Source organism: Mesorhizobium sp. CO1-1-11, assembly GCF_020164995.1.
GTDB lineage: Bacteria > Pseudomonadota > Alphaproteobacteria > Rhizobiales > Rhizobiaceae > Mesorhizobium > Mesorhizobium australicum.
In genome coordinates, this window is record NZ_JAIUHE010000004.1 from 244,092 (window position 1) to 269,871 (window position 25,780).

The following is a 25,780-nucleotide window of genomic DNA, read 5'->3' on the forward strand; positions in this document are numbered from 1 at the left end:
AAGTGGATTGGCGCCAACGGAAAGCCGCTGCATGAACGCACTTCTCAGTTCGTACCTGCCCATCGTCCTGTTTATCGGCGTGGCACTGGTCGTCGGCCTGGCGCTGCTGGCGGCTCCGTTCCTGGTGGCGTATCGCAACCCCGATCCCGAAAAGCTTTCCGCCTACGAGTGCGGTTTCAACTCGTTCGACGATGCCCGCATGAAATTCGACATCCGCTTCTACCTGGTGTCGATCCTGTTCATTATATTCGACCTGGAAGTTGCCTTCCTCTTCCCCTGGGCAGTGTCCTTCTCGAAGATCGGCATGCTCGGTTTCTGGTCAATGATGGTGTTTTTGGCAGTGCTGACCATCGGCTTTGCCTATGAATGGAAAAAAGGAGCGCTGGAATGGGATTGAACGACAGTTCAGGCACCCTCGTCGCGCCGAAGCCCAAAGGTATTATCGATCCCAACACCGGCAGGCCGGTGGGGGAGGACGATCCCTTCTTCCTCGAAATCAACAATGAGCTTGCCGACAAGGGTTTTCTGGTCACCTCGACCGAGGCGCTGATCACCTGGGCGCGCAGCGGCTCGCTGATGTTCATGACCTTCGGTCTGGCTTGCTGCGCGGTCGAGATGATCCACACCTCGATGCCGCGCTACGATTCGGAGCGGTTCGGTGTCGCGCCGCGCGCGTCTCCGCGCCAGTCCGACATCATGATCGTCGCCGGCACGCTGACCAACAAGATGGCGCCGGCGCTGCGCAAGGTCTACGACCAGATGCCGGAGCCGCGCTACGTCATCTCGATGGGCTCCTGCGCCAATGGCGGCGGCTACTATCACTATTCCTATTCGGTGGTACGCGGCTGCGACCGCGTCGTGCCGGTCGACATCTATGTGCCCGGCTGCCCGCCGAGCGCCGAAGCCCTGCTCTATGGCATTCTTCTGCTGCAGAAGAAGATCCGCCGCACCGGCACGATCGAACGGTAAATCCATGGCCGCCTCCTTAAGCGAACTGTCGACCTATCTCGGCGAGAAGCTGCCTGGCCGCTTCGGCGATGCGGTATTCGCCTATGGCGAGCTCACCGTTCACGTCGAGCCTCAAAACCTGATCGAGGTGATGACCTTCCTGCGCGACGATGCGCGCTGCCAGTTCATCTCGATCATCGATGTCTGCGGTGCCGACTATCCGTCGCGGGCCAAGCGCTTCGACGTCGTCTATCACCTGCTTTCGCCGAAGCAGAATGTGCGCATTCGCATCAAGGTGCAGGCCGACGAGGAGACGATGGTGCCTTCGATCACCGGCGTCTATCCCGGCGCCGACTGGTTCGAGCGCGAAACCTACGATCTCTATGGCGTGCTGTTTTCGGGCCACCCGGACCTGCGCCGCCTGCTGACCGACTACGGTTTCGAAGGCCATCCGCTGCGCAAGGATTTCCCGCTCACCGGTTTCGTCGAAGTGCGTTACGACGACGAAGCCAAGCGCGTCATCTACGAGCCTGTGGAACTGAAGCAGGAATTCCGCAATTTCGATTTTCTGTCCCCATGGGAAGGCACGGATTACGTGCTGCCAGGGGATGAGAAGGCAAAGCAGTAATGGCTGAAACCTCCGTCCGCAACTTTAACATCAACTTCGGACCTCAACACCCTGCCGCGCACGGCGTTTTGCGCCTCGTGCTGGAGTTGGACGGCGAAGTCGTCGACCGCGTCGATCCGCATATCGGGCTCTTGCATCGCGGTACGGAGAAGCTGATCGAAGCAAAAACCTATCTGCAGGCGCTGCCTTATCTCGACCGGCTCGATTATTGCGCGCCGATGAACCAGGAGCACGCCTTCGCGCTGGCCGCCGAGCGCCTGCTCGGCATCGAGGTGCCGAGGCGCGGCCAGCTGATCCGCGTGCTCTATTGCGAAATCGGCCGTATCATGTCGCACATCCTCAATGTGACGACGCAAGCCATGGACGTCGGCGCGCTGACGCCGCCGCTGTGGGGCTTCGTCGAGCGCGAAAAGCTGATGGTGTTCTATGAGCGAGCCTCGGGCTCGCGCATGCATGCGGCCTATTTCCGTCCGGGCGGCGTCCACCAAGACCTGCCGCGCCAGCTGGTCGAGGACATCGGCAAGTGGATCGACCCTTTCCTGAAATCGCTCGACGATCTCGACAGGCTGCTCACCGGCAACCGCATTTTCAAGCAGCGCAATGTCGACATCGGCATCGTCTCGCTGGCCGACGCCTGGGCCTGGGGCTTTTCGGGCGTCATGGTCCGAGGTTCGGGCTCGCCGTGGGACCTGCGCAAGTCGCAGCCCTATGAATGCTATTCGGAAATGGATTTCGACATCCCTATCGGCAAGAATGGTGACTGTTTCGACCGCTACCTCGTGCGCATGGAAGAAATGCGCCAGTCGGCACGGATCATGCGCCAGTGCATCGATCTCTTGCTCGGCAAGGAAAGCACCGGCCCGGTGTCGAACCTCGACGGCAAGGTGGTGCCGCCCAAGCGCCAGGCGATGAAGCGTTCGATGGAAGCGCTCATCCATCACTTCAAGCTCTATACCGAGGGCTACCGCGTCCCGGCCGGCGAGGTCTATGCGGCGGTCGAGGCGCCAAAGGGCGAGTTCGGCGTCTACCTAGTCTCCGACGGCACCAACAAGCCTTATCGCTGCAAGCTGCGCGCACCTGGTTTCGCGCATCTGCAAGCCATGGATTTCCTCTGCCGCGGCCACATGCTGGCCGACGTCACCGCCGTCCTCGGCTCCCTCGACATCGTGTTTGGTGAGGTCGATCGCTAAATGTCAGTCCGCCGTCTCGCAGAAGCCAGCGTCCAGCCAGCCTCCTTCGCCTTCAACCGGGCGAATGCGGCAGCGGCGAAGCAATGGATCAAGAAGTATCCCAAGGGCCGCGAGCAGTCGGCGATCATTCCCCTGCTGATGATAGCGCAGGAGCAGGAAGGCTGGGTCACCAAGGCGGCGATCGAGACGATTTCCGACATGCTCGGCATGCCGCGTATCCGCGGCCTCGAGGTCGCGACCTTCTATACGCAGTACCAGTTGAACCCCGTCGGCACGCGTGCGCACATCCAGGTTTGCGGTACCACGCCCTGCATGCTGCGCGGCTCGGAAGCGCTGATGGATGTGTGCCGCTCGAAGATCCATCACGACCAATTCCACACCAACGACAAGGGCACCTTGTCGTGGGAAGAGGTCGAGTGCCTCGGCGCCTGCGTCAACGCGCCGATGGTCATGGTGTTCAAGGACACGTTCGAGGATCTGACACCGGAACGGCTGGCTGAAATCATTGATCTCTACGATGCGGGCAAGGGCGCCTCGGTGAATCCGGGACCGCAGAACGGCCGCACCGGCTCGGAGCCGGCCTCCGGCCTGACCACGTTGAAGAGCGAAAAGGCGATCCTCAAGTCGACTCGCGACCGTGAAGCCCGGGAAGCGGCCAGGGCCGCGAAGGCAGCGCCCGACGCGATCATCGCTGCGCCGGTGCCGGCACCGGCCGCCCCAGTTGCGCCTAGTCCGGTTGCTCCGTCGAAATCCAGCAGGCCGAAGACCGCCGCGCCAGAGACCAACCCGACGTTGAAGACGCCGTCGCCGGCCAAGGTCGCGCCGGTCACCGAGAACGCGGCTAGCGTTGCGCCACCCCTCCACTCGGCCGCCAACGCCAACAAGGCCGCTCCTGAAGTCGAGGCGACTCCAAAACAACGCAATGGGCCGAAGAACCGGGCCGAACCGGGCAGCGCCTTCAAGGCGCCGGAGACCAAGCAGCCTGCCGCCAAGCCGACCAAGAAGCCGGTCTGAGGGACGAAAAATGCTTCAGGACAAAGACCGCATCTTTACCAACATATACGGCCTCTTCGACAAGTCGCTGGCCGGCGCCATGGCGCGCGGCGCCTGGGACAACACGCCCGGCATCGTCGCCAAGGGGCGTGAGTGGATCGTCAACGAGATGAAGGCGTCGGGCCTGCGCGGCCGCGGCGGCGCCGGCTTCCCGACCGGGCTGAAATGGTCGTTCATGCCCAAGCAGAGCGACGGCCGGCCGAGCTATCTCGTCATCAACGCCGACGAATCCGAGCCCGGCACCTGCAAGGACCGCGACATCCTGCGCAACGATCCGCACACGCTGGTCGAGGGCGCGTTCCTGGCCGGCTTCGCCATGGGCGCGATTGCCGCCTACATCTATGTGCGCGGCGAGTTCATCCGCGAGCGCGAGGCGCTGCAGCGGGCGATCGAGGAGGCCTACGAGGCCAAGCTGATCGGCAAGAACAACACGTCGGGCTACGATTTTGAAATCTACATGCATCACGGCGCCGGCGCCTATATCTGCGGCGAGGAAACGGCGCTGCTGGAAAGCCTCGAAGGCAAGAAGGGCCAGCCCCGGCTGAAACCGCCATTCCCGGCCAATGTCGGCCTCTATGGCTGCCCGACCACTGTCAACAATGTCGAATCGATCGCGGTGGCGCCGACCATCCTGCGCCGGGGGGCTGCCTGGTTCTCGTCCTTCGGCCGGCCCAACAATGTCGGCACCAAGCTGTTCTGCGTTTCCGGCCACGTCAACAATCCGTGCACCGTCGAAGAGGCGATGTCGATCCCGTTCCGCGAGCTTATCGAGACCCATTGCGGCGGCATCCGCGGCGGCTGGGACAATCTGCTCGCCGTCATTCCGGGCGGCGCCTCGGTGCCACTGGTGCCGGCGGAGCAGATCATCGATACGCCGATGGATTTCGACGCGCTGCGCGATCTCAAGTCCGGCCTCGGCACGGCCGCCGTCATCGTCATGGACAAGTCGACAGATGTCGTGAAGGCGATCGCGCGGCTTTCCTACTTCTACAAGCATGAAAGCTGCGGCCAGTGCACGCCGTGCCGCGAGGGCACCGGCTGGATGTGGCGGGTGATGGAGCGGCTGGTGCGCGGCGAGGCTCAGAAGCGCGAGATTGACATGCTGCTCGACGTCACCAAGCAGGTCGAAGGCCACACGATCTGCGCGCTGGGCGATGCGGCGGCATGGCCGATCCAGGGCCTGATGCGGCATTTCCGCGGCGAGGTGGAGCGGCGCATCGACGAGTTTTCGCGCAACGCGCACCGGGCCGAACCGGTGATGGTGGCGGCGGAATAACAAGAAACTTTTGAACGCGGGAAGAAACGGGGCGGGGCGAACGAAGAAACGACCAGGAGAACTCTATGGCGCCGTATTCGACACCCTACCCATTGATGCCCAATTTGGACCAGATCGAGAAGATGAACCAGGACCTGACCAGGTTGATGCCGAAGGAGATGGCCAGCGCCGTCAACCTTTTCGCGCACCCTGTCGCGGGTGCGGCGGCGATGTCGGCGCTTGGCATGGGGCTCGCCAATCATGCGTTCGGCGTCTGGATGGGCGCGCTTTCGGGGGCCGCCGAGGCATCACACCGCCTCATGCAGCCGCTGATCGAGGATTTCGAGGCACGCGTCGAGCAATTCGAGGATGCGAACTCGTCGTCCATCAGGGCGCGGGCGACCGCGAAGACGATGATTGCCGAGGCGCAGTCCTTCGCCCAGGAAGTCACCGATATCGCAGCCAGGGAAGCCGCGACCATCGCGCCGGCCGCCAATGCCGCTCCGGCAACAAGCGAGGCGGCGGATGTGCTGCTGCCGGAAGATTTCAGGCAGCCCAAGGCCATGGAGAAGCCGGCGAGGCCGTCCGACCTCAAGGCTATATCGGGCATCGGCCCGAAGCTGGAAAAGGTGCTGAACGGCCTCGGTATCTGGACGTTTGCCCAGATCGCCGCATGGTCGCCGCAAGAGATTGCCTGGGTCGACGACTATCTGTCGTTCAAGGGCCGCATCGGCCGTGACGACTGGACTGCCCAGGCGGCGGCGCTGGCCGCGAAGAAGTGAATGAAATCTCGGGCGCTGCGTCTGTCGCGCCCGGAAAATGAGATTGCGGGAAAATCCGCAGGGGTTTGAGGCGAATGGCAAAGCTCAAGGTCGACGGGAAAGAAATCACTGTACCCGACCATTACACGCTGCTGCAGGCAGCCGAGGACGCGGGCGCGGAAGTGCCGCGCTTCTGCTTCCATGAGCGGCTGTCGATCGCCGGCAATTGCCGCATGTGCCTGATCGAGGTGAAGGGCGGGCCGCCCAAGCCGCAGGCCTCCTGCGCCATGGGCGTGCGCGACCTGCGCCCCGGCCCGAACGGCGAGCCGCCGGAAATCTTCACCAACACGCCGATGGTCAAGAAGGCCCGGGAAGGCGTGATGGAATTTCTGCTGATCAACCATCCGCTGGACTGCCCGATCTGCGATCAGGGCGGCGAGTGCGACCTGCAGGACCAGGCGATGGCCTTCGGCGTCGATTCCTCGCGCTACCACGAGAACAAGCGCGCGGTGGAAGACAAGTATATCGGCCCGCTGGTCAAGACAGTGATGAACCGCTGCATCCACTGCACGCGCTGCGTCCGCTTCACCACCGAAGTTGCCGGCATTTCCGAACTCGGCCTGATCGGCCGCGGCGAGGATGCCGAGATCACCACCTATCTCGAACAGGCAATGACCTCGGAGTTGCAGGGCAACGTGATCGATCTCTGCCCGGTCGGCGCGCTGACCTCCAAGCCCTTCGCCTTCCAGGCGCGGCCGTGGGAGCTGACCAAGACCGAATCCATCGACGTGATGGATGCCGTCGGCTCGGCGATCCGCGTCGATAGCCGTGGGCGCGAAGTGATGCGCATCCTGCCGCGCGTCAACGAAGCCGTGAACGAGGAATGGATTTCCGACAAGACCCGCTTCATCTGGGACGGCCTGCGCACGCAGCGCCTCGATCGCCCCTATGTGCGCAAGGACGGCAGGCTGGTTCCGGCGAGCTGGGCCGAAGCGTTCGCGGCGATCAAGGGCGCGGTTTCGGCGGCGGCCCCCGACAAGATCGGCGCCATCGCGGGCGATCTCGCGGCGGTCGAGGAAATCTATGCGCTGAAGCTCCTGATGGCCTCGCTCGGTTCGAAGAACACCGATTGCCGCCAGGACGGCGCGGCGCTCGATCCGGCACTCGGACGCGCCAGCTATATCTTCAACCCGACCATCGAAGGCATCGAGCAGGCCGACGCGGTGCTGATCATCGGGGCCAATCCGCGCTTCGAGGCCTCGGTGCTCAACGCCCGCATCCGCAAGCGCTGGCGCCTCGGCAATCTGCCGGTCGGTGTCATCGGCGATGTCGGCGACACGCGCTATGACTACGAACAGCTGGGCGCCGGGCCGGATTCGCTGAAGGATCTGGCGGACGGCAACGGCAAGTTCTTCCAGACGCTGAAGAAGGCGACGCATCCCCTTATTATCGTCGGTCAGGGCGCTCTGGCGCGCGCCGATGGCGCGGCCGTGCTCGGCCAAGCGGCCAGGCTCGCCGCCGCCGTGAATGCCGCACGCGCCGACTGGAACGGCTTTGCCGTGCTGCACACCGCAGCGGCGCGCGTCGGCGGCCTGGACCTCGGCTTCGTGCCGGGCGAGGGCGGCAAGAACGTCGCCGGCATGCTGGGCGAGACGGATGTCCTGTTCCTGCTCGGCGCCGACGAGATCGATATGAGCAAGACCGGCGGCGCCTTCGTCGTCTATGTCGGCACGCACGGCGACGCCGGCGCGCATCGCGCCAATGTCATCCTGCCGGCGGCTGCCTATACCGAAAAGTCCGGCACCTACGTCAACACCGAAGGGCGCGTGCAGCAGACCAACCGCGCTGGCTTCGCGCCGGGCGACGCGCGCGAGGATTGGGCGATCTTGCGGGCGCTGTCCGACGTACTGGGCAAGAAACTGCCGTTCGATTCGCTGCCGCAGCTGCGCGCAAAGCTCTATGGCGAATACCCGCATCTGGCCCGCATCGACCAGGTCGCGGCCGGCAACGCCGAGGATATCGCCGGCGTGGCGAAGCTCGGCGGGCGGTTGAACAAGGGAACCTTCACCTCGCCGGTCAAGGATTTCTACCTGACCAACCCGATCGCGCGCGCATCGGCCGTGATGGCTGAATGCTCGGCACTGGCCAAGAGCGGCTTCAAGCAGGCGGCGGAATAAGCATGGACACCTTCTTCTCCTTCTACGTGCTGCCCGCGCTGCTGATCCTCTTGAAATCAGTCGTGCTGATCGTGGTGCTGCTGATCTTCGTCGCCTACATTCTCTATGCCGACCGCAAGATCTGGGCGGCCGTGCAGCTTCGCCGTGGCCCCAACGTCGTCGGCCCCTGGGGCACGCTGCAGGCCTTCGCCGACCTGCTGAAATTCGTCTTCAAGGAACCGGTCATCCCGTCGGGCGCCAACAAGGGTGTCTTCCTGCTGGCGCCACTTGTCTCCGCCGTGCTGGCGATCTCGGCCTGGGCGGTCATACCGGTCAGCCAGGGTTGGGCGATCGCCAACGTCAATGTCGGTATCCTCTATGTCTTCGCCATCTCCTCGCTCGAGGTCTATGGCGTGATCATGGGCGGCTGGGCGTCCAACTCGAAATATCCGTTCCTCGGCGCTTTGCGTTCGGCGGCGCAGATGGTGTCCTACGAAGTTTCGATCGGCTTCGTCATCGTCACCGTGCTGCTCACCGCCGGCTCGCTCAACCTCAGCGATATCGTGCTGTCGCAGCAGGGTGGGCTTGGTACGCGGCTCGGCCTGCCCAACACGTTCCTCGACTGGAACTGGCTGGCGCTGTTCCCGATGTTCGTCATCTTCTTCATCTCGGCGCTGGCGGAGACGAACCGTCCGCCCTTCGATCTGGTCGAAGCCGAATCGGAGCTGGTCGCCGGCCACATGGTCGAATATTCGTCGACGCCGTTCCTTTTGTTTTTCCTCGGCGAATATGTCGCGATCGTGCTGATGTGCGCGCTGGCAACCATCCTGTTCCTCGGCGGCTGGCTGCCTCCCTTCGACTTCGCACCCTTTACCTGGGTGCCCGGCGTGATCTGGTTCGTGCTGAAGGTCTGTTTCGTGTTCTTCGGCATCTCGATGGTGAAGGCCTTCGTGCCGCGCTACCGCTACGACCAGCTGATGCGGCTGGGCTGGAAAGTGTTCCTGCCGATCTCGCTGTTCATGGTGGTCGCCACCGCCGCCTTCCTCAAGATCACGGGGTTTGCGTGATGTCCGCTTTGTCCCAGGCCGCAAAATCGCTGCTGCTGCAGGATTTCGTGAGCGCCTTCTTCCTGTCGATGCGCCAGTTCTTCGCGCCGAAGGAGACGATCAACTATCCGCACGAGAAGGGGCCGATCAGCCCGCGCTTTCGCGGCGAGCATGCGTTGCGCCGCTATCCCAATGGCGAGGAACGCTGCATCGCCTGCAAGTTGTGCGAGGCGATCTGCCCGGCGCAGGCGATCACCATCGAGGCCGGCCCGCGCCGCAATGACGGCACGCGCCGCACGGTGCGTTACGATATCGACATGGTGAAGTGCATCTATTGCGGGTTCTGCCAGGAAGCCTGCCCGGTCGACGCCATCGTCGAGGGGCCGAATTTCGAATTCGCGACGGAAACGCGCGAGGAACTCTACTACGACAAGGACAGGCTGCTGGCGAATGGCGACCGGTGGGAGCGCGAACTGGCGCGCAACATCTCACTGGACTCGCCCTATCGCTGACATCTGACGCATGGACGGGCCGAGGGGCCTCGTTCAGAGGATGATCCCGAAAAGTTGCGGACTTTTCGGACAAGATCATCCTCCGGAAGACAAAATTGTCGCATGTTTCTTCTGATCGGGTATTTCAACCCGATCGGAACATGCGATAGGACACAACGAAACTTGCCGACCGGAGGCGGTCGCAAACATCAAACAGGAGCGTCCTGTTTGGACAGGAACCCGGGGGATCCCCAATGCTGAGTGGACTAGAGGCGGCCTTCTTCTACCTCTTCGCCTTTGTCGCCGTGGCGTCGGCGTTCATGGTCATTTCGTCGCGCAACCCCGTGCATTCGGTGCTGTTCCTGATCCTGACCTTCTTCAACGCCGCCGGCCTGTTCATGCTGACCGGCGCCGAGTTCCTGGCGATGATCCTGCTCGTCGTCTATGTCGGCGCGGTCCTGGTGCTGTTCCTGTTCGTCGTCATGATGCTCGACGTCGATTTCGCCGAATTGAAGAGCGGCGCCCTGCAATACGCGCCGATCGGCGCGCTGGTCGGGCTGATCCTGGCGGCGGAGCTGATCGTGGTGCTGGGCGGCTACACCTTCGCGCCGAAGCTCGCCTCGACGGTCGCAAAGCCCATCCCGGATCTCGCCGCGCGATCGAACACGGCGGCGCTCGGCGACATCCTCTATACCGACTACCTCTACTACTTCCAGATTTCGGGCCTCATCCTGCTGGTCGCCATGATCGGCGCCATCGTCTTGACGCTGCGCCACAAGGAAGGGGTCAAGCGGCAGTCGATCGCAGCCCAGGTCGGCCGCACCGCGGCGACCGGCATGGAAATCCGCAAGGTCAAGTCGGGCGAAGGAGTCTGAGATGGTCGTCGGCATCGCACATTATCTGACCGTATCGGCGATCCTGTTCACGCTCGGCGTGTTCGGCATCTTCCTCAACCGCCGCAACATCATCGTCATCCTGATGTCGATCGAGCTGATCCTGCTGGCGGTCAACATCAATTTCGTCGCCTTTTCGGCGGCGCTCGGCGATCTGGTCGGCCAGGTGTTCGCGCTGTTCGTGCTGACGGTCGCGGCGGCTGAAGCCGCCATCGGGCTTGCCATTCTCGTCGTCTTCTTCCGTAACCGCGGCTCGATCGCGGTCGAAGACGTGAACATGATGAAGGGTTGACGGGGCGACTATGTATCAAGCGATCGTCTTCCTTCCGCTGCTCGGCTTCCTGATCGTCGGCCTGTTCGGCAATGCGCTCGGTGCCAAGGCATCCGAATACATCACCTCCGGCTTCCTGGTGATCGCGGCCGTGCTGTCATGGGTCGCCTTCTTTTCCGTCGGCTTCGGCCATGGCGAGGTGTTCACCGTGCCGGTGCTGCACTGGATCCAGTCCGGCGGGCTGGACGTCTCCTGGGCGCTCAGGATCGACACCTTGACGGTGGTGATGCTGGTGGTGGTCAACACCGTGTCGGCGCTGGTTCACATCTATTCGATCGGCTACATGCACCACGATCCGAACCGGCCGCGCTTCTTCGCCTATCTGTCGCTGTTCACCTTTGCCATGCTGATGCTGGTGACGGCCGACAACCTCGTGCAGATGTTCTTCGGCTGGGAAGGGGTGGGCCTCGCGTCTTACCTGCTGATCGGCTTCTGGTACAAGAAGCCGTCGGCCAATGCCGCGGCAATAAAGGCCTTCGTCGTCAACCGCGTCGGCGATTTCGGCTTCGCGCTCGGCATTTTCGGCGTCTTCGTGCTGTTCGGCTCGGTCAATCTCGGCACGATCTTTGCCAATGCGGCGACGTTCATCCCGGCCGAAGGCGCGCCGCAGGGTGCCGCCGTGCTCACCTTCCTCGGCCATGCGCTCGACAAGCAGGCGGCAATGACCGTCGTCTGCCTGCTGCTGTTTATGGGCGCCATGGGCAAGTCGGCGCAGGTGCCGCTGCACACCTGGCTGCCGGACGCCATGGAGGGCCCGACCCCGGTGTCGGCGCTGATCCATGCCGCCACCATGGTGACGGCCGGCGTGTTCATGCTGGCGCGGCTTTCGCCGCTGTTCGAATTGTCGCACTCGGCGCTGACGGTGGTCACCTTCATCGGCGCCTTCACCGCCTTCTTCGCGGCGACCGTCGGCCTGGTCCAGAACGACATCAAGCGCGTCATCGCCTATTCGACCTGCTCGCAGCTCGGCTACATGTTCGTGGCGCTTGGCGTCGGCGCCTATGGCGCGGCGATCTTCCATTTGTTCACGCACGCCTTCTTCAAGGCGCTGCTGTTCCTCGGTTCCGGCTCGGTCATCCACGCCGTCTCCGACGAGCAGGACATGCGCAAGATGGGTGGCCTGAGGCAGCTGATCCCGACCACCTATTGGATGATGGTGATCGGCACGCTGGCGCTGACCGGCGTCGGCATTCCGGTGACCGTCATCGGCACCGCCGGCTTCTTCTCCAAGGACGCCATCATCGAGGCCTCCTTCGCCGGCCACAATTCGGTCGCCGGCCTGGCTTTCATCCTGCTGGTCATCGCCGCCTGCTTCACCTCCTTCTATTCCTGGCGGCTGATCTTCATGACCTTCCATGGCAAGCCGCGGGCGAGCCACGAGGTGATGCACCACGTCCATGAATCGCCGCCGGTGATGCTGGTGCCGCTGTTCATCCTGGCGGCTGGGGCGCTGTTTGCCGGTGTCATCTTCCACAATTCCTTTATCGGCGAAGGCTATGCCGAATTCTGGAAGGCGTCGCTGTTCACGCTGCCGGACAACCATATCCTGCACGAGATCCACGAATTGCCGCTGTGGGTGGAGCTCTCGCCCTTCATCGCCATGCTGATCGGTTTCGCTCTGGCCTGGAAGTTCTACATCCGCTCGCCGGAGATGCCGGTCAATCTGGCCGCCCAGCATCGCGGGCTTTACGCCTTCCTGCTCAACAAGTGGTATTTCGACGAGCTTTACGACTTCCTGTTCGTTCGCCCTGCCAAGCGTCTCGGTCACTTCCTGTGGAAGACCGGTGACGGGACCATCATCGATGGGCTCGGGCCTGACGGCATTTCGGCGCGCGTCGTCGACGTCACCAACCGCGTCGTCAAGCTGCAGACCGGCTACCTCTACCACTACGCCTTCGCCATGCTGATCGGCGTTGCCGCACTCGTCACCTGGATGATGCTCTGATGACCGCCTGGCCAATCCTCTCGCTGGTCACCTTCCTGCCGCTGGTTGGTGTGCTGCTGATCCTGTTCATCAACGATGACAGCGAAAACGCGCGCCGCAACATCCGCGCCATTGCGTTCATCACCACGGCGTTCACCTTCCTGGTGTCGCTGTTCATCTGGGCCGGCTTCGACAATTCGCAGGCCGGATTCCAGTTCGTCGAAAAGGTCGCCTGGCTCGATTCCGGCATTTCCTACCATATGGGCGTCGACGGCATTTCCATGCTGTTCGTCATTCTGACGACCTTCCTGATGCCGCTTTGCATCCTGGCGTCGTGGGAAGCGATCGAGAAGCGCGTCAAGGCCTACATGATCGCCTTCCTGCTTCTGGAAACGCTGATGATCGGCGTGTTCTGCGCGCTGGACATCGTGCTGTTCTACGTCTTCTTCGAAGCCGGCCTGATCCCGATGTTCATCATCATCGGCGTATGGGGCGGCAAGCGGCGCGTCTACGCCTCGTTCAAGTTCTTCCTCTATACGCTGGCCGGCTCGGTGCTGATGCTGCTCGCCATCATGGCGATGTTCTTCCAGTCCGGCACCACCGACATCCCGACGCTTCTGACGCACAGCTTCCCGGCCAACATGCAGACCTGGCTGTGGCTTGCCTTCTTCGCCTCCTTCGCGGTGAAGATGCCGATGTGGCCGGTGCACACCTGGCTGCCCGACGCGCACGTCGAGGCGCCGACGGCGGGCTCGGTCATCCTGGCCGGCATCCTGCTGAAAATGGGCGGATACGGCTTCCTGCGCTTCTCCTTGCCGATGTTCCCGCTGGCCTCCGAAATGTTCGCACCGCTGGTGTTCACGCTGTCGGTCGTCGCCATCATCTACACCTCGCTGGTGGCGCTGATGCAGGAGGACATGAAGAAGCTGATCGCCTATTCGTCGGTCGCCCATATGGGCTTCGTCACCATGGGCATCTTTGCCATGAACCAGGAAGGCGTGCAGGGCGCCATCTTCCAGATGCTCAGCCACGGCCTGGTGTCGGGCGCGCTGTTCCTGTGCGTCGGCGTCATCTATGACCGCATGCACACGCGCGAGATCGCCGCCTATGGCGGTCTCGTCAACAACATGCCGAAATACGCGACCGTGTTCCTGATCTTCACCATGGCCAATGTCGGCCTGCCAGGTACGTCAGGTTTCGTCGGCGAGTTCCTGACCATGCTTGGTGTGTTCCGGGTCAACACCTGGGTAGCGTTCTTCGCCGCCACCGGCGTCATCCTGTCGGCGGCCTATGCGCTTTGGCTCTACCGCCGGGTGATCTTCGGCGCGCTGACCAAGGACAGCCTGAAGGGGCTGCTCGACCTGTCGACCCGTGAGAAGGCGATCATCTATCCGCTGGTCGTACTGGTCATCTTCTTCGGCGTCTATCCCGCACCCGTCTTCGACGCGACGGCCCAGTCGGTCAAGTCGCTCGTCACCAATGTCACCGCATCCATCGGCGCCGCGCAGACCGCGGCGGCGAACTGACCCAGGGGTTTTGCGAACCATGACGCCGGACCTTCTCTCCAGCCTGTCGCTCTCGACGCCCGAGCTGATCCTTGCCATCGGCGCGCTCGCGCTGCTTATGGTCGGGGCCTATTCGCGTTCCAACACCGCCAATACGGTGACCGGCCTTGCCGTCGCCGTGCTGGTGATCGCAGGCGCCTGGCTGATCTTCCACGCAGGGCAGGGCAGCGCCTATGGCAATGCCTTCATCCAGGATTCCTTCGCCCGCTTCATGAAGGTGCTGGCGCTGATCGGCTCGGCGGTGACGCTGATCATGTCGATGCGCTTTGCCAAGGCGGAGCGTTTCGACAAGTTCGAATATCCGGTGCTGATCCTGCTTTGCACGCTCGGCATGATGCTGATGATCTCGGCCAACGGCATGATCGGGCTCTATCTCGGCCTCGAACTGCAGTCGCTTGCGATCTATGTGCTGGCGGCGATCAATCGCGACAATCTGCGTTCGACAGAAGCCGGCCTGAAATATTTCGTCCTCGGCGCGCTGTCCTCGGGCATGCTGCTCTACGGCATCAGCCTGGTCTACGGCTATACCGGCAACACCGGCTTCCAGGAGATCGCCACGGCACTGGGCGGCGGCGAGCGCCAGCTTGGCCTTGTCGTCGGCCTCGTCTTCGTGCTGGCCGGGCTTGCCTTCAAGATCTCGGCGGTGCCGTTCCACATGTGGACGCCAGACGTCTATGAGGGCGCACCGACACCGGTGACGGCCTTCCTGGCGGCAGCGCCGAAAATGGCGGCGATGGCGCTGATCGTGCGCGTCACCATGGGTGCGTTCAAGCCGATCGCCTCCGACTGGCAGCAGATCATCGTCTTCATCTCGATCGCCTCGATGGCGCTTGGCTCCTTCGCCGCGATCGGCCAGACCAACATCAAGCGGCTGATGGCCTATTCCTCGATCGGCCATATGGGCTACGCGCTGGTCGGCCTTGCCGCGAACAGCCAGGCCGGCGTGCGCGGCGTCGCCATCTACATGCTGATCTACCTGGTGATGACGCTCGGCACCTTCGCCTTCATCCTTGCCATGCGGCGCAAGGAAGGCAATGTCGAGCAGATCAGCGATCTCGCCGGCCTCTCGTCGACCAACCCCATCATGGCGACGATCCTGACCATCCTGATGTTCTCGCTGGCCGGCATTCCGCCGCTCGCCGGCTTCTGGGGGAAGTGGTACGTCTTCCTCGCCGCCATCAACGCCAACCTCTATGCGCTGGCAATCATCGGCGTGCTCGCTTCCGTGGTGGGCGCTTACTACTACCTGCGCATCATCAAGATCATGTGGTTCGATGAGCCGGTCGGCGGCTTTGTGCCGATGGCCAGCGAGTTGCGTGTCGTGCTCGGCGTCAGTGGCGCCTTCGTGCTGTTCTACGTGCTGATCGGCGGGCCGATCGGGACCTATGCCGAAGCCGCCGCCAAGACATTTTTCTGACGGGATGGCATTTCGGCTGGCTCCAACCTCGGCGTCGGAAGGGTTCCGGCTCGAAGCGCATGACAGTGTCGGCTCCACCAACGCGCTGGCGCTGGACCATGTCCGGGCGGGCGATCCGGGCAAGCTCTGGGTCGTTTCCAAGAAGCAGGAAAGCGGGCGCGGCCGGCGTGGCCGTGCCTGGGCAACGCCGGAAGGCAATCTGGCGGCGACGCTGCTCCTCATCACCGGCGGCGAATTGCGCCTTGCCGCGACGCTCGGCTTTGTCGCGGGGCTGGCGCTGGCCGACGCGCTCGACGCGGTGGTGCCGAAGGGCCGCATCGCGATAGGCCTCGACGGAGCGAGCCAGGGACAGAACCGTTTCGAGCTGAAATGGCCAAACGATGTGCTCGCCTCCGGTGCCAAGCTGGCCGGCATCCTGCTGGAGTCGGCGATGCTTGACGGTGGCCGCTTCGCGGTGGCGGTGGGCATCGGCGTCAATGTGGTGGCGCACCCGCGGGATTTGCCTTATCCCGCGACATCGCTTCATGCGTTGGGCGCGGCTTGCGATGCCGAAACGCTGTTTCTGGCGCTGTCGGATGCCTGGAGCGAGAATGCCCGCCTGTGGGACGAAGGACGTGGCCTTGCCGCCATCAGGAAGCGTTGGCTGACCCGCGCGGCGGGCCTTGGCGGCGAGGTTGGTGTCAGAATTGACGGTAATGTGGTGCGTGGCGTGTTCGAGACCATTGACGACGACTGCCGTTTCGTGATCCGCGACGATGACGGGTCTGTTCTGACGGTCGCCGCCGGCGATGTGCATTTCGGCGCGGTGGCGTCCGCGCGGATATAATTTGTTTTTGAGCAATTCCGGACGGAAAACCGGTAGGCACTTGCTGGAATTGCTTTAACGGCTTGGCCTGAGGGTCAGGAAGGAAAAAATCATGGCGAAAGCGGACAACGCCGAACTCGTCTTCGTGCCGCTCGGCGGCGTCGGCGAGATCGGCATGAACTTCGCCCTCTACGGCTACGGCCCGCCGAGCGCGCGCGAATGGATCATCATCGATGTCGGCGTCACCTTTCCCGACGCGGCGCATCCAGGCGTCGACCTGATCCTGCCCGACACGCGCTTCATCGAGGAGAACCTCGCCAATCTGCGCGGCATCATCATCACCCACGCGCATGAGGACCACTACGGCGCGCTGCTCGACATCTGGCCGAAGCTGAAGGCGCCGGTCTGGATGACGCCGTTCAGCGCCGGGCTGCTGGAAGCCAAGCGTCAGGGCGAGCAGGGCGCGCCGAAGATCCCGCTGACAATCTACCGGGCGGGCGAAAAGTTCACGGTGGGCCCCTTCGAGATCGAAGCCATTCCGGTGGCACACTCCATTCCCGAACCCATGTCGCTGGCGATCACCTCGCCGGCCGGCACCGTCATCCACACCGGCGACTGGAAGATCGATCCGGAGCCGACGATCGGTCCCAAGACCGACGAGGCGCGGTTCCGCGCCTATGGCGACAAGGGCGTGCTGGCGCTGATCTGCGATTCGACCAATGCGCTGCGCGAAGGCGAGTCGCCTTCGGAAGTGGCCGTGGGCGAGGGCCTGAAAGGCGTCATCCAGGCGGCCAAGGGCCGCGTCGCCGTCACCACCTTCTCCTCCAATGTCGGACGCATCGTTTCCATCGCCAGGGCAGCGCGCGATGCCGGCCGCCAGTGCCTTGTGCTCGGCCGCTCGTTGAAGCGCGTCATCGATGTGGCCGGCGAGCTTGGCTACATGGACGGCCTGCCGGAGTTCATCGCCGAGGAGGATTTCGGCTTCATCCCGCGCGAGAACCTGGTCATCATCTGCACCGGCAGCCAGGGCGAGCCGTTGGCGGCACTTGCCAAGCTGTCGCGCGACGAGATGAAATCGGTGTCGCTGACAGCGGGCGACACGGTGGTGTTTTCCTCGCGCACCATTCCCGGCAACGAGAAGGCGATCCTCGAGATCAAGAACCGCCTCATCGATCTCGGCATCAAGATCATCGAAGACGGCGATGCGCTGGTGCATGTCTCCGGCCATCCCCGCCGCAGCGAACTGCGCAAGATGTATGAGTGGGTGCGCCCGCAAATCGGCGTTCCCGTACATGGCGAGGCCGCGCATCTGGTGGCGCAGGGCTCGCTGATGTCGACGTCGGGCATCGGCCAGGTGGCGCAGGTGCGCGACGGCGACATGCTGCGGCTCGCTCCCGGTCCCGCCACGATCATCGACCAGGTGCCGTTCGGCCGCGTCTACAAGGACGGCAATCTGATCGGCACCGATCAGGCGATGGGTATTCGCGACAGGCGCAAGCTGTCCTTTGCCGGTCACGTCGCGGTCAATGTCGTGCTTGATGACAAGTACGAGCTGGCCGGCGATCCCGATCTGGTCGCCATTGGCGTCGCCGAAACCGATGCCCGTGGCGAGACGCTCGAGGACCTGATGATCGATGCGGCTGTCGGTGCGGTCGATTCGATCCCCCGCCAGCGCCGCAAGGACCTCGACCTGGTGCAGGAGGCGGTGCGGCGCGCGGTGCGCGGCGCGGCCAATGAAGCGTGGGGCAAGAAACCGCTGGTGACGGTTTTCGTCACCCGGTGACGGAGGCGTCGGGGGCTCGGATGTTCAGCTGGTAGCTGACCGGAATCCAGCGAAAGGAATGGTCTGTCCGCTCGACATAGCCCAGGCCCGGAAACGGCATGTGGTGGCCGGCGACGAGCAGGCGCCGCTCGGCAGCCATGCCGAGCAGCCGCTTGCGGGTCTCGATCGCCTTTTCCTTGTCGTCGTCGAAATCGGCATGCCACTGCGGACGCTGGATCGACACGACATAGTGCAGGAAAGCGTCCGACCAGATCAGCAATTGCTGTCCGTCGCTCTCGACAAGGAAGGCCAAAAGCCCGGCGGAGTGACCGGCCGCGTCGATGGCAGTGATGCCCGGCACCACTTCGTCTCCAGGCGCTATGAACGTCGCGCGGTCGGCCAGGCCGGTGCAAATGCGCCTAAAGAGATCACGATTGGCCAGCCTGGCCGGACGCACCGCATTTCCTTCGGTCCAGAAGGCGAATTCCGCTGCGCCGAATACCAGGCGTGCGCGGCTGAAAACGGATGCGCCGTTCCGGACAAGCCCGCCAATGTGGTCCGGGTGCCCGTGCGTGATGACCACCATATCGATGTCATCAGGGCCGAGCCCAAGGGCTTGCAAACACTCCATGAGTGAACTGTCTTCATCTCCGCAGCCGGTGTCGAACAGGATCTTTTCGGAACCGGTATCGATCAGCGTCGGGATGAAGCAATGCTCGTAGCGATCCTGGTCGATGAAGTTCGAAACCGCGAGTTCGAACACGGCCGCCGGTGGCTGTCCGGCCGCGAAGGCCGATGCAAGCCCGTCTCTGACATCGACGGCATCGAGCAGAGCGGCAATTTTGAACGACCCGAGATCGAAGGTGAAAACGCGGGGGCGGGCAGGGCTGATTCCGGACATTGGCCTTTGTACTTTGTGGCTGCCGGTCGCAACAGGTGCGACAGTGCGCTCCTCGCGAAAGGCTGTTGATCTCGGCTGATTTGACGTATGACGCCAGTCGTTGGACCTGGGAGAAAAAGCTCGGACATGCTCGGACGGCTGAACCACGTCGCGCTTGCGGTGCCGGATTTGACCGCCGCCGTTGCAGCTTACCGCAACACGCTCGGCGCCGAAGTGACCGAGCCGCAGGCGTTGCCGGAGCATGGCGTCACCGTAGTGTTCGTCGATGTCGGCAACACCAAGGTCGAGTTGCTGGAGCCGCTTGGCGAGGGCTCGCCAATCGCGGCATTCCTCGAGAAGAACCCGTCGGGCGGCATGCATCATCTCTGCTACGAGGTCGACGACATCCTGGCCGCGCGCGACCAGCTCAAGGCCGCCGGCGCCCGGGTGCTTGGCGACGGCAACCCCAAACCAGGCGCGCACGGCAAGCCGGTGCTGTTCCTGCATCCGAAGGATTTCTTCGGCACGCTGATCGAACTGGAGCAATCATGAGCTGGGTCTCGTTCACCGCGCTGTTTTTCGCGACCTGGTGGGTGGTGCTGTTTGCCGTCCTGCCGTTCAGCGTCAGAACGCAGGACGACGATCACGACGTGACGCTGGGCACGGTGCCGAGCGCGCCGCGCGGGCCGCATATGTTGCGTGCCGTGATCCGCACCACCATCGCAACGGCGGTCCTGATTGGCATTTTCTACGGCCTGACGCACGGGCTGGGATACAGCCTCAACGACATCCCGCACATCGTGCCGGATTTCAGTCCGACCCCAGGGAAATAGACGTCGCGGCAAGGGTGCTCCGATAAGGTCGGAGCGCTGCGGATGGGATTGAGATGCCGCCCTGTCCGGCGGCTACTGGCCGCTGACGCAAGGTCATGTAGCCTGCCAATTCGCGGCGCTAACCAGATGATTGCACAAAAAAAATGCAAGGCACAAGGCCTTGCAATTAAACGCGTCCGATCTGTTTCCGGTATCCGGCGGCAGCGAGTAACCGCGCCTAGATCGCATCCTCCCAAGACTTTGACCGCGTAGGAGAGCAGATTTTTTTCTGCCCTCTCGGTTATCGGGGCACATTAGCCCAACGGAAATGAAAATGTCACGAAGAATTTTGCCTTGAAACGGGCATTCTCGTGCTGCACTGCACAATAGTGTGGCAGGCTTTGCTTTTGAAACGTCCAGTCAGGGTCGACGGAGCCTTTGCGGCATGTTCGCAATTGACGCGCGCAAAGAATTGACGGCCAAACCTGAAGAGGTTCGGTGCGTTCCATTGTCGGCGCGGGTTGTTCCGGAAGCGAGGAATTCGGGCTCGGAAGGGGCCTACGTGGTGGGATGGCCGGGTTTCCATTCGGTCATGAAATCGCTATGAAGCCGGGGCAAGCAAGCCTGCGCCGCGCCGATTCTGGCGTGGCCATTCTCATTCACGGACCTGTCCATGCGTTTGTCGCGCTATTTCCTGCCTATCCTCAAAGAAAACCCGCGCGAGGCCGAAATCGTCTCGCATCGGCTGATGCTGCGCGCCGGCATGATCCGCCAGCAGGGGCAAGGCAGTTTTTCCTGGCTGCCGCTGGGCAAACGGGTGCTGGACAAGGTCTGCAAGATCATCCGCGAGGAGCAGAACCGCGCCGGTGCGCTTGAGATCCTGATGCCGACCATCCAGTCGGCCGATCTGTGGCGCGAGAGCGGCCGTTACAACGACTACGGCAAGGAGATGCTGCGCATCAAGGACCGGCAGGACCGCGACATGCTCTACGGTCCGACCAACGAGGAAATGGTCACCGAGATTTTTCGCGCTTACGTCAAATCCTACAAGGACCTGCCGCTCAACCTCTACCACATACAGTGGAAGTTCCGTGACGAGGTGCGGCCGCGCTTCGGCGTGATGCGTTCGCGCGAATTCCTGATGAAGGACGCCTATTCCTTCGATCTCGACTTCGAAGGCGCGAGAGCCGCCTACAACCGGATGTTCGTGTCCTATCTCAGGACCTTCACGCGCATGGGCCTGCAGGCCATTCCGATGCGGGCCGACACCGGTCCGATCGGCGGCGATCTCAGCCACGAGTTCATCATCCTGGCCGACACTGGTGAAAGCCAGGTCTTCTGCCATCGCGATTACCTGTCGCTTGCGGTGCCCGGCGCGAACACCGACTTCGCCAATGACGGCGAGATAGCAGATATCGTCAAGACGTGGACGACGCCTTACGCCGCCACCGACGAGATGCATGACGAGGCGGCCTGGGAGAAGGTTCCGACAGGCGACCGGGTCTCGGCGCGTGGCATCGAGGTCGGCCATATCTTCCACTTCGGCGAGAAATATTCCAAGCCGATGGGGGCCAAGGTGACGGGGCCCGACGGCAAGGATCATTTCGCGTCGGGCGGCTCCTATGGTATCGGCCCGTCGCGACTGGTCGCGGCGATCATCGAGGCCAGCCATGACGAGAACGGCATCATCTGGCCGGAAGCGGTGGCGCCCTTCGATATCGGCCTGATCAACATGAAGGCGGGCGATGCCGACTGCGATCGCGTCTGCGACGAGCTCAACGCCGCCTTCACCGCCGCCGGCAAGGATGTGCTCTATGACGACACCGACCAGCGGCCGGGCGGCAAATTCGCCACCGCCGACCTGATCGGCCTGCCCTGGCAAGTGATCGTCGGGCCGCGCGGTGTCGCCGCCGGCGAGGTCGAGATCAAGAATCGCAAGACCGGCGAGCGCGTGACGCTGCCGATCGCCGACGCGGCCAAACACTTCGGTGCCGCCGCATGAGCGAGGCGGCGGCAGCGCGATCGGCGGGCGCCGGCCCTTTTTCCATCTTCGAGCGCACGGTCGCCTGGCGCTATTTGCGTTCGCGGCGCAAGGAGACGGTGATCTCGGTGATCGCCTCGATCTCTTTTCTCGGCATCATGCTGGGCGTCGCCACGCTGATCGTGGTCATGGCGGTGATGAACGGCTTCCGCGCCGAGCTTTTGACGCGCATCCTTGGCGTCAACGGCCATCTGATCGTGCAGCCGCTCGATTCACCGCTTGAGGACTATGCCCAGGTCGCCAGCCGCATCAACGGCGTACCCGGGGTCAAATACGCCATCCCGCTGATCGACGGCCAGGTGCTGGCGCAAGGCAATGTCGGCGGCGGCACCGGCGCGCTGGTGCGCGGCATCCGGGGTGAAGATCTCGGCAAGATCGCCATCGTGGCCAGCAACATCAAGCAAGGCACGCTCGCCGATTTCGATACCGGCGAGGGTGTCGCCATCGGCAAGCGCATGGCCGAGAATCTCGGCCTGACGCTCGGCGATACCATTACCTTGATCTCGCCGGACGGGGATGTGACGCCGCTCGGCACCACACCGCGCATGAAGGGCTACAAGATCGCGGCGATCTTCGAGGTCGGCATGTCTGAATATGACACGTCGATCGTCTACATGCCGTTCTCCGAAGCGCAGCTCTACTTCAACATGGACGGCCGGGCGCAGACGATCGAGATCTATGTCGACAATCCCGACGATGTCGACGCGCTGAAACCCAAGGTGGAAGCGGCGGCGCAGCGGCCGATCGACATGGTCGACTGGCGCCAGCGCAACGAGACCTTCTTTTCGGCTCTGCAGGTCGAACGCAACGTCATGTTCATGATCCTGACGCTGATCGTGCTGGTGGCGGCGCTCAACATCATTTCCGGACTGATCATGCTGGTGAAGGACAAGGGGCATGACATCGCCATCCTGCGCACCATGGGCGCCTCGCGCGGCGCCATCCTGCGCATCTTCCTGATGACTGGGGCGGCGATCGGCGTGACGGGCACGCTCGCCGGCGTGCTGCTCGGCGTCGTGATCTGCACCAACATCGAATCGATCCGCCAGTTCTTCTCCTGGATGACCGGCAAGGTGCTGTTCAACCCGGAGCTCTATTTCCTCAGCCAGTTGCCGGCCAAGATGGATCCGCGCGAGACGACCTATGTCATCATCATGGCGCTTGCGCTGTCCTTCCTGGCAACGGTGTTTCCGGCATGGCGGGCGGCCCGCCTCGATCCAGTCGAAGCCTTGAGGTACGAGTAGTGGCCGAGGTCCTTATCGAGCTGAAGAGCGTCGAACGGCACTACGTCCAGGGGCCGCGCAAGCTCACCATCCTGAACGGCGCCGATTTCGCGCTGCGGCGCGGTGAAATGGTGGCGCTGGTGGCCCCGTCGGGCACCGGCAAATCGACGCTGCTGCATACGGCCGGGCTGCTGGAGCGGCCAGATGCCGGCGACGTGATCCTGTCCGGACGCGCCTGTGGCCGGTTGTCCGACGACGAGCGCACCTCGATCCGCCGCAACGATGTCGGCTTCGTCTATCAGTTCCATCATTTGCTGCCGGAGTTTTCCGCGCTGGAAAACATCATGATGCCGCAGCTCATCAAGGGTCTGCCGCGCAAGGAGGCATCCGAGCGCGCGGCGCAACTGCTCGACTACATGCAGATCGGCAAACGGGCGTCGCACCGGCCATCCGAGCTGTCCGGCGGCGAGCAGCAGCGCGTCGCCATCGCGCGTGCGGTCGCCAATGCGCCGCTGGTGCTTTTGGCCGACGAGCCGACCGGCAACCTCGACCCGGTCACAGCCTCCTACGTGTTCGAGGCGCTGGAGGCACTGGTGCGGCAATCGGGCCTCGCGGCGCTGATCGCCACCCACAATCACGAGCTTGCATCGCGCATGGACCGGCGCGTCACGTTGGCCGACGGCAAGGTGGTGCCGCTCTAAGGACGATTCTCACCCGACGTGTACCGCGCGGGGGTAGCTTAGAACCGCCAGTGAGCGCTCATTGCGATCAGAGTGGACGATATCGCGCTCGTCGCCAGGATGGCCAACCAAATTACGAGATTGCGAGAGAGGCGCCGCCGGCGACCTTGTCGCATACGCTTTCGCCAGCGTTCACCTTGATTTGCGCCTCCGTATTTCCCCATGTCGATCGCTCAGCAATGCCTCAGGCCCAGGCATTTTCGGCTCAGCCAAAATTTAATACAAGCGCTCGCTAATTTGTTCTTCCCGGGCTGAAGCCTACCCTGGCAAGCTTCCAACTCCCTCTCTTAGCGACCAATTAACGTTTCGCTAACCGTGCACAGTTCCCCGCCCATGGCCATACCTCCCAGCGGTTGACAATGGAACAAAATTAGAACAAATTAGAAACATATCAACAACAGGAGAGAGTTATGACCGATCTGGTTCAGGATGTCATCTCGCTGGTTTGCATGAGCGCGTTTCTTGTCTCCATGGCGATCTGGATCGGAGCCATGTGATTTGGCAGCGTCGGCCGTCGCTGTTTCTCGATGGCCATGCCGCCCCGCCGTTAAGCTTTTCTTGCCGCCGCGACGTTAGGGTGCGGCTCCAAGGCAGGGAGCAACGTCCAGGTGTCGCCCATCGTCACGGCCATTCTCGTGGCCAGCAATCTCGGGCTGATCTTTCTCCTGATGACCGTGCCGCTTGGTTTGCGCACGGTCAGGTCGAGCCGCATCGTGGCGATGGACCGGCAGCGCCTGTGGCAGGCGCTGTGGCCGCTCGGCAGCGATGCCGGCTGGTCCGGCGAGATCCTGTCGGCGCAGCCGCTGGACGAAGAGGGCGTCGCCCGCATCACGCTCTCTTGGGAAGGCCGCGATGGCAAGCCGATAGAGCGCAGGGCGCGGTTTGAAGATGTCGTCGAGGGCAACCGCTTCTCGATGCGGGTGATCGAGGACACCGCGCTCGATAGCTCGTTCTGGAAGGACTATGGCGAGACCGCCGAACTGGTTTCGGAGGGAAGCGGCACGCGCGTGACGCTCAGCCGGACCGACCGGTACCGCGGCGTGGCTTTCCTGGTGTTTCGCTATTTCGCCATGCGCCGCGAGCTCTCCAAGCTGCAGCGTTGGGCAAGGACCGGGCAGTATCGCAAGGGTGGCTGGTTCGAGCATCCGCTGAGCCAGGTCGGCTTTGCCGTGCTGTCGGCATTGATGCTGTGGCCGTTCTTCGGGCTTCACCTCGGCGGGCTGGCGCTGGCCGCGATCCTGACGTCGGTGGTGGCGCTGCACGAACTCGGCCACATGGCGGCGTTCCGGCTGACGGGCCATCGCAGGGCGCGGATGATCTTCATCCCGCTGCTTGGCGGCATCGCCATTGGCGGCCGGCCCTATAACAGCCGTTTCGAAGTGGCCTTCGTGGCGTTGATGGGGGCGGGGTTCTCCGCCTTCCTGGTGCCGATCGTCATCGCCGCCAGCGTGCTTGCCGGCGGCGAGGGTCACAAGGCGGCTGCCGCGCTACTCGCCGCACTCGCAGGCTGCGCTGCCCTGTTCAATATCGCGAATCTGGTGCCTGTGTGGAAATTCGACGGTGGCCAGGTGCTGCGCCAGATCTGCCCGGGGCCGGTCGTCCTGGCGCTGGCGTCCTTCTCGCTGCTCTCGGCCTTTCTGGCGCTTGGCTGGCGGGCCGGTTTTTCCCTGGGCTTCCTGCTCGCGGCCGGTGCGGTATTTTCGATTCTCAGCCTGCTCACCGTCGGCAGCGGGGTGAAGCCACGCCACGAACTGGAGCCGATCGGCACTGTCGATCGTTTGGTCATCGCCGGGGCCTTGCTGGCGGTGTTCGCCATCCACGGCTGCGGCGTGTTGTGGGCGTCAGGGCAGTTGCTCTGA

General features: G+C 63.2%; 23 protein-coding genes and 1 pseudogene. 23 read left to right on the plus strand and 1 reads right to left on the minus strand.

Going from position 1 to position 25,780, the window contains the following annotated elements:
• The first annotated feature begins 31 nt into the window (after positions 1-31).
• The 17 genes and pseudogenes from LB554_RS06445 (at position 32) to LB554_RS06525 (ending at position 18,246) form a co-directional block, all read left to right on the plus strand.
• Positions 32-397: an NADH-quinone oxidoreductase subunit A gene (locus tag LB554_RS06445; protein WP_010910112.1), complete on the plus strand. Its 366-nt coding sequence runs from the start codon at positions 32-34 to the stop codon at positions 395-397.
• Positions 388-969, plus strand: coding sequence for a NuoB/complex I 20 kDa subunit family protein (locus LB554_RS06450; RefSeq protein ID WP_015317338.1), 582 nt, complete (start codon positions 388-390; stop codon positions 967-969). The genes LB554_RS06445 and LB554_RS06450 overlap by 10 nt, the downstream gene beginning before the upstream one ends.
• Positions 970-973: 4 nt before the next feature.
• Positions 974-1,576, plus strand: a complete 603-nt coding sequence (locus LB554_RS06455; protein ID WP_015317339.1) for an NADH-quinone oxidoreductase subunit C — start codon at positions 974-976, stop codon at positions 1,574-1,576.
• A complete protein-coding gene (locus tag LB554_RS06460; protein ID WP_224583645.1) occupies positions 1,576-2,766 on the plus strand; it encodes an NADH-quinone oxidoreductase subunit D in 1,191 nt (396 codons plus the stop codon). The genes LB554_RS06455 and LB554_RS06460 overlap by 1 nt, the downstream gene beginning before the upstream one ends.
• Positions 2,767-3,768: pseudogene (gene nuoE / locus LB554_RS06465) on the plus strand (NADH-quinone oxidoreductase subunit NuoE); the annotation flags it as partial. It lies immediately after the preceding gene.
• 22 nt (positions 3,769-3,790) lie between these two features.
• Positions 3,791-5,095, plus strand: a complete 1,305-nt coding sequence (gene nuoF / locus LB554_RS06470; protein WP_015317342.1) for an NADH-quinone oxidoreductase subunit NuoF — start codon at positions 3,791-3,793, stop codon at positions 5,093-5,095.
• A 65-nt stretch (positions 5,096-5,160) separates the two neighbouring features.
• A complete protein-coding gene (locus tag LB554_RS06475; protein ID WP_224583649.1) occupies positions 5,161-5,856 on the plus strand; it encodes an NADH-ubiquinone dehydrogenase in 696 nt (231 codons plus the stop codon).
• Between the two features lie 74 nt (positions 5,857-5,930).
• Positions 5,931-8,012, plus strand: coding sequence for an NADH-quinone oxidoreductase subunit NuoG (nuoG, locus tag LB554_RS06480; protein WP_140615823.1), 2,082 nt, complete (start codon positions 5,931-5,933; stop codon positions 8,010-8,012).
• Positions 8,013-8,014: 2 nt separating this feature from the next.
• On the plus strand, positions 8,015-9,058 hold the full coding sequence (gene nuoH, locus LB554_RS06485) for an NADH-quinone oxidoreductase subunit NuoH (protein ID WP_015317345.1): 1,044 nt from the start codon (positions 8,015-8,017) through the stop codon (positions 9,056-9,058).
• Positions 9,058-9,549: an NADH-quinone oxidoreductase subunit NuoI gene (gene nuoI / locus LB554_RS06490; protein ID WP_015317346.1), complete on the plus strand. Its 492-nt coding sequence runs from the start codon at positions 9,058-9,060 to the stop codon at positions 9,547-9,549. Before nuoH ends, nuoI begins: the two co-directional genes overlap by 1 nt.
• A gap of 233 nt (positions 9,550-9,782) precedes the next feature.
• Entirely contained in the window at positions 9,783-10,403 is a 621-nt protein-coding gene (locus tag LB554_RS06495) for an NADH-quinone oxidoreductase subunit J (RefSeq protein WP_015317347.1), read from the plus strand.
• 1 nt (position 10,404) lies between these two features.
• Positions 10,405-10,713 (plus strand): NADH-quinone oxidoreductase subunit NuoK, encoded by a 309-nt coding sequence (gene nuoK, locus LB554_RS06500; RefSeq protein WP_023798863.1) that lies wholly within the window; start codon positions 10,405-10,407, stop codon positions 10,711-10,713.
• A gap of 10 nt (positions 10,714-10,723) precedes the next feature.
• On the plus strand, positions 10,724-12,697 hold the full coding sequence (gene nuoL / locus LB554_RS06505; protein WP_224583652.1) for an NADH-quinone oxidoreductase subunit L: 1,974 nt from the start codon (positions 10,724-10,726) through the stop codon (positions 12,695-12,697).
• On the plus strand, positions 12,697-14,202 hold the full coding sequence (locus LB554_RS06510) for an NADH-quinone oxidoreductase subunit M (RefSeq protein WP_015317350.1): 1,506 nt from the start codon (positions 12,697-12,699) through the stop codon (positions 14,200-14,202). Before nuoL ends, LB554_RS06510 begins: the two co-directional genes overlap by 1 nt.
• A 19-nt stretch (positions 14,203-14,221) precedes the next feature.
• Positions 14,222-15,658, plus strand: coding sequence for an NADH-quinone oxidoreductase subunit NuoN (gene nuoN / locus LB554_RS06515; protein ID WP_015317351.1), 1,437 nt, complete (start codon positions 14,222-14,224; stop codon positions 15,656-15,658).
• A gap of 4 nt (positions 15,659-15,662) precedes the next feature.
• The gene (locus LB554_RS06520; protein WP_224583654.1) at positions 15,663-16,484 is read left to right on the plus strand and encodes a biotin--[acetyl-CoA-carboxylase] ligase; all 822 of its coding nucleotides are present in this window, start codon (positions 15,663-15,665) and stop codon (positions 16,482-16,484) included.
• 91 nt (positions 16,485-16,575) lie between these two features.
• Positions 16,576-18,246: a ribonuclease J gene (locus LB554_RS06525; RefSeq protein ID WP_015317353.1), complete on the plus strand. Its 1,671-nt coding sequence runs from the start codon at positions 16,576-16,578 to the stop codon at positions 18,244-18,246.
• Here LB554_RS06525 and LB554_RS06530 read toward each other — a convergent pair.
• The gene (locus LB554_RS06530) at positions 18,236-19,126 is read right to left on the minus strand and encodes an MBL fold metallo-hydrolase (protein ID WP_224583656.1); all 891 of its coding nucleotides are present in this window, start codon (positions 19,124-19,126) and stop codon (positions 18,236-18,238) included. The two genes, LB554_RS06525 and LB554_RS06530, sit on opposite strands and share 11 nt — an antisense overlap.
• Positions 19,127-19,252: 126 nt before the next feature.
• Between LB554_RS06530 and mce the strand changes: the two genes are divergently transcribed.
• The 6 genes from mce to LB554_RS06560 all read left to right on the plus strand — a co-directional run bounded on the left by mce (position 19,253) and on the right by LB554_RS06560 (position 25,780).
• Positions 19,253-19,657 carry a methylmalonyl-CoA epimerase gene (gene mce, locus LB554_RS06535; RefSeq protein WP_015317355.1) on the plus strand — a complete coding sequence of 135 codons (405 nt, stop codon included), beginning with the start codon at positions 19,253-19,255 and terminating at the stop codon, positions 19,655-19,657.
• The gene (locus tag LB554_RS06540) at positions 19,654-19,938 is read left to right on the plus strand and encodes a DUF1467 family protein (protein ID WP_224583658.1); all 285 of its coding nucleotides are present in this window, start codon (positions 19,654-19,656) and stop codon (positions 19,936-19,938) included. Before mce ends, LB554_RS06540 begins: the two co-directional genes overlap by 4 nt.
• 652 nt (positions 19,939-20,590) lie before the next feature.
• Positions 20,591-21,919, plus strand: coding sequence for a proline--tRNA ligase (gene proS / locus LB554_RS06545; RefSeq protein ID WP_015317358.1), 1,329 nt, complete (start codon positions 20,591-20,593; stop codon positions 21,917-21,919).
• A complete protein-coding gene (locus tag LB554_RS06550) occupies positions 21,916-23,202 on the plus strand; it encodes a lipoprotein-releasing ABC transporter permease subunit (protein ID WP_015317359.1) in 1,287 nt (428 codons plus the stop codon). The genes proS and LB554_RS06550 overlap by 4 nt, the downstream gene beginning before the upstream one ends.
• A complete protein-coding gene (locus LB554_RS06555; RefSeq protein WP_140615836.1) occupies positions 23,202-23,882 on the plus strand; it encodes an ABC transporter ATP-binding protein in 681 nt (226 codons plus the stop codon). The genes LB554_RS06550 and LB554_RS06555 overlap by 1 nt, the downstream gene beginning before the upstream one ends.
• A gap of 647 nt (positions 23,883-24,529) precedes the next feature.
• Complete coding sequence (locus LB554_RS06560) at positions 24,530-25,780, plus strand: site-2 protease family protein (RefSeq protein ID WP_140615838.1); 1,251 nt, start codon at positions 24,530-24,532, stop codon at positions 25,778-25,780.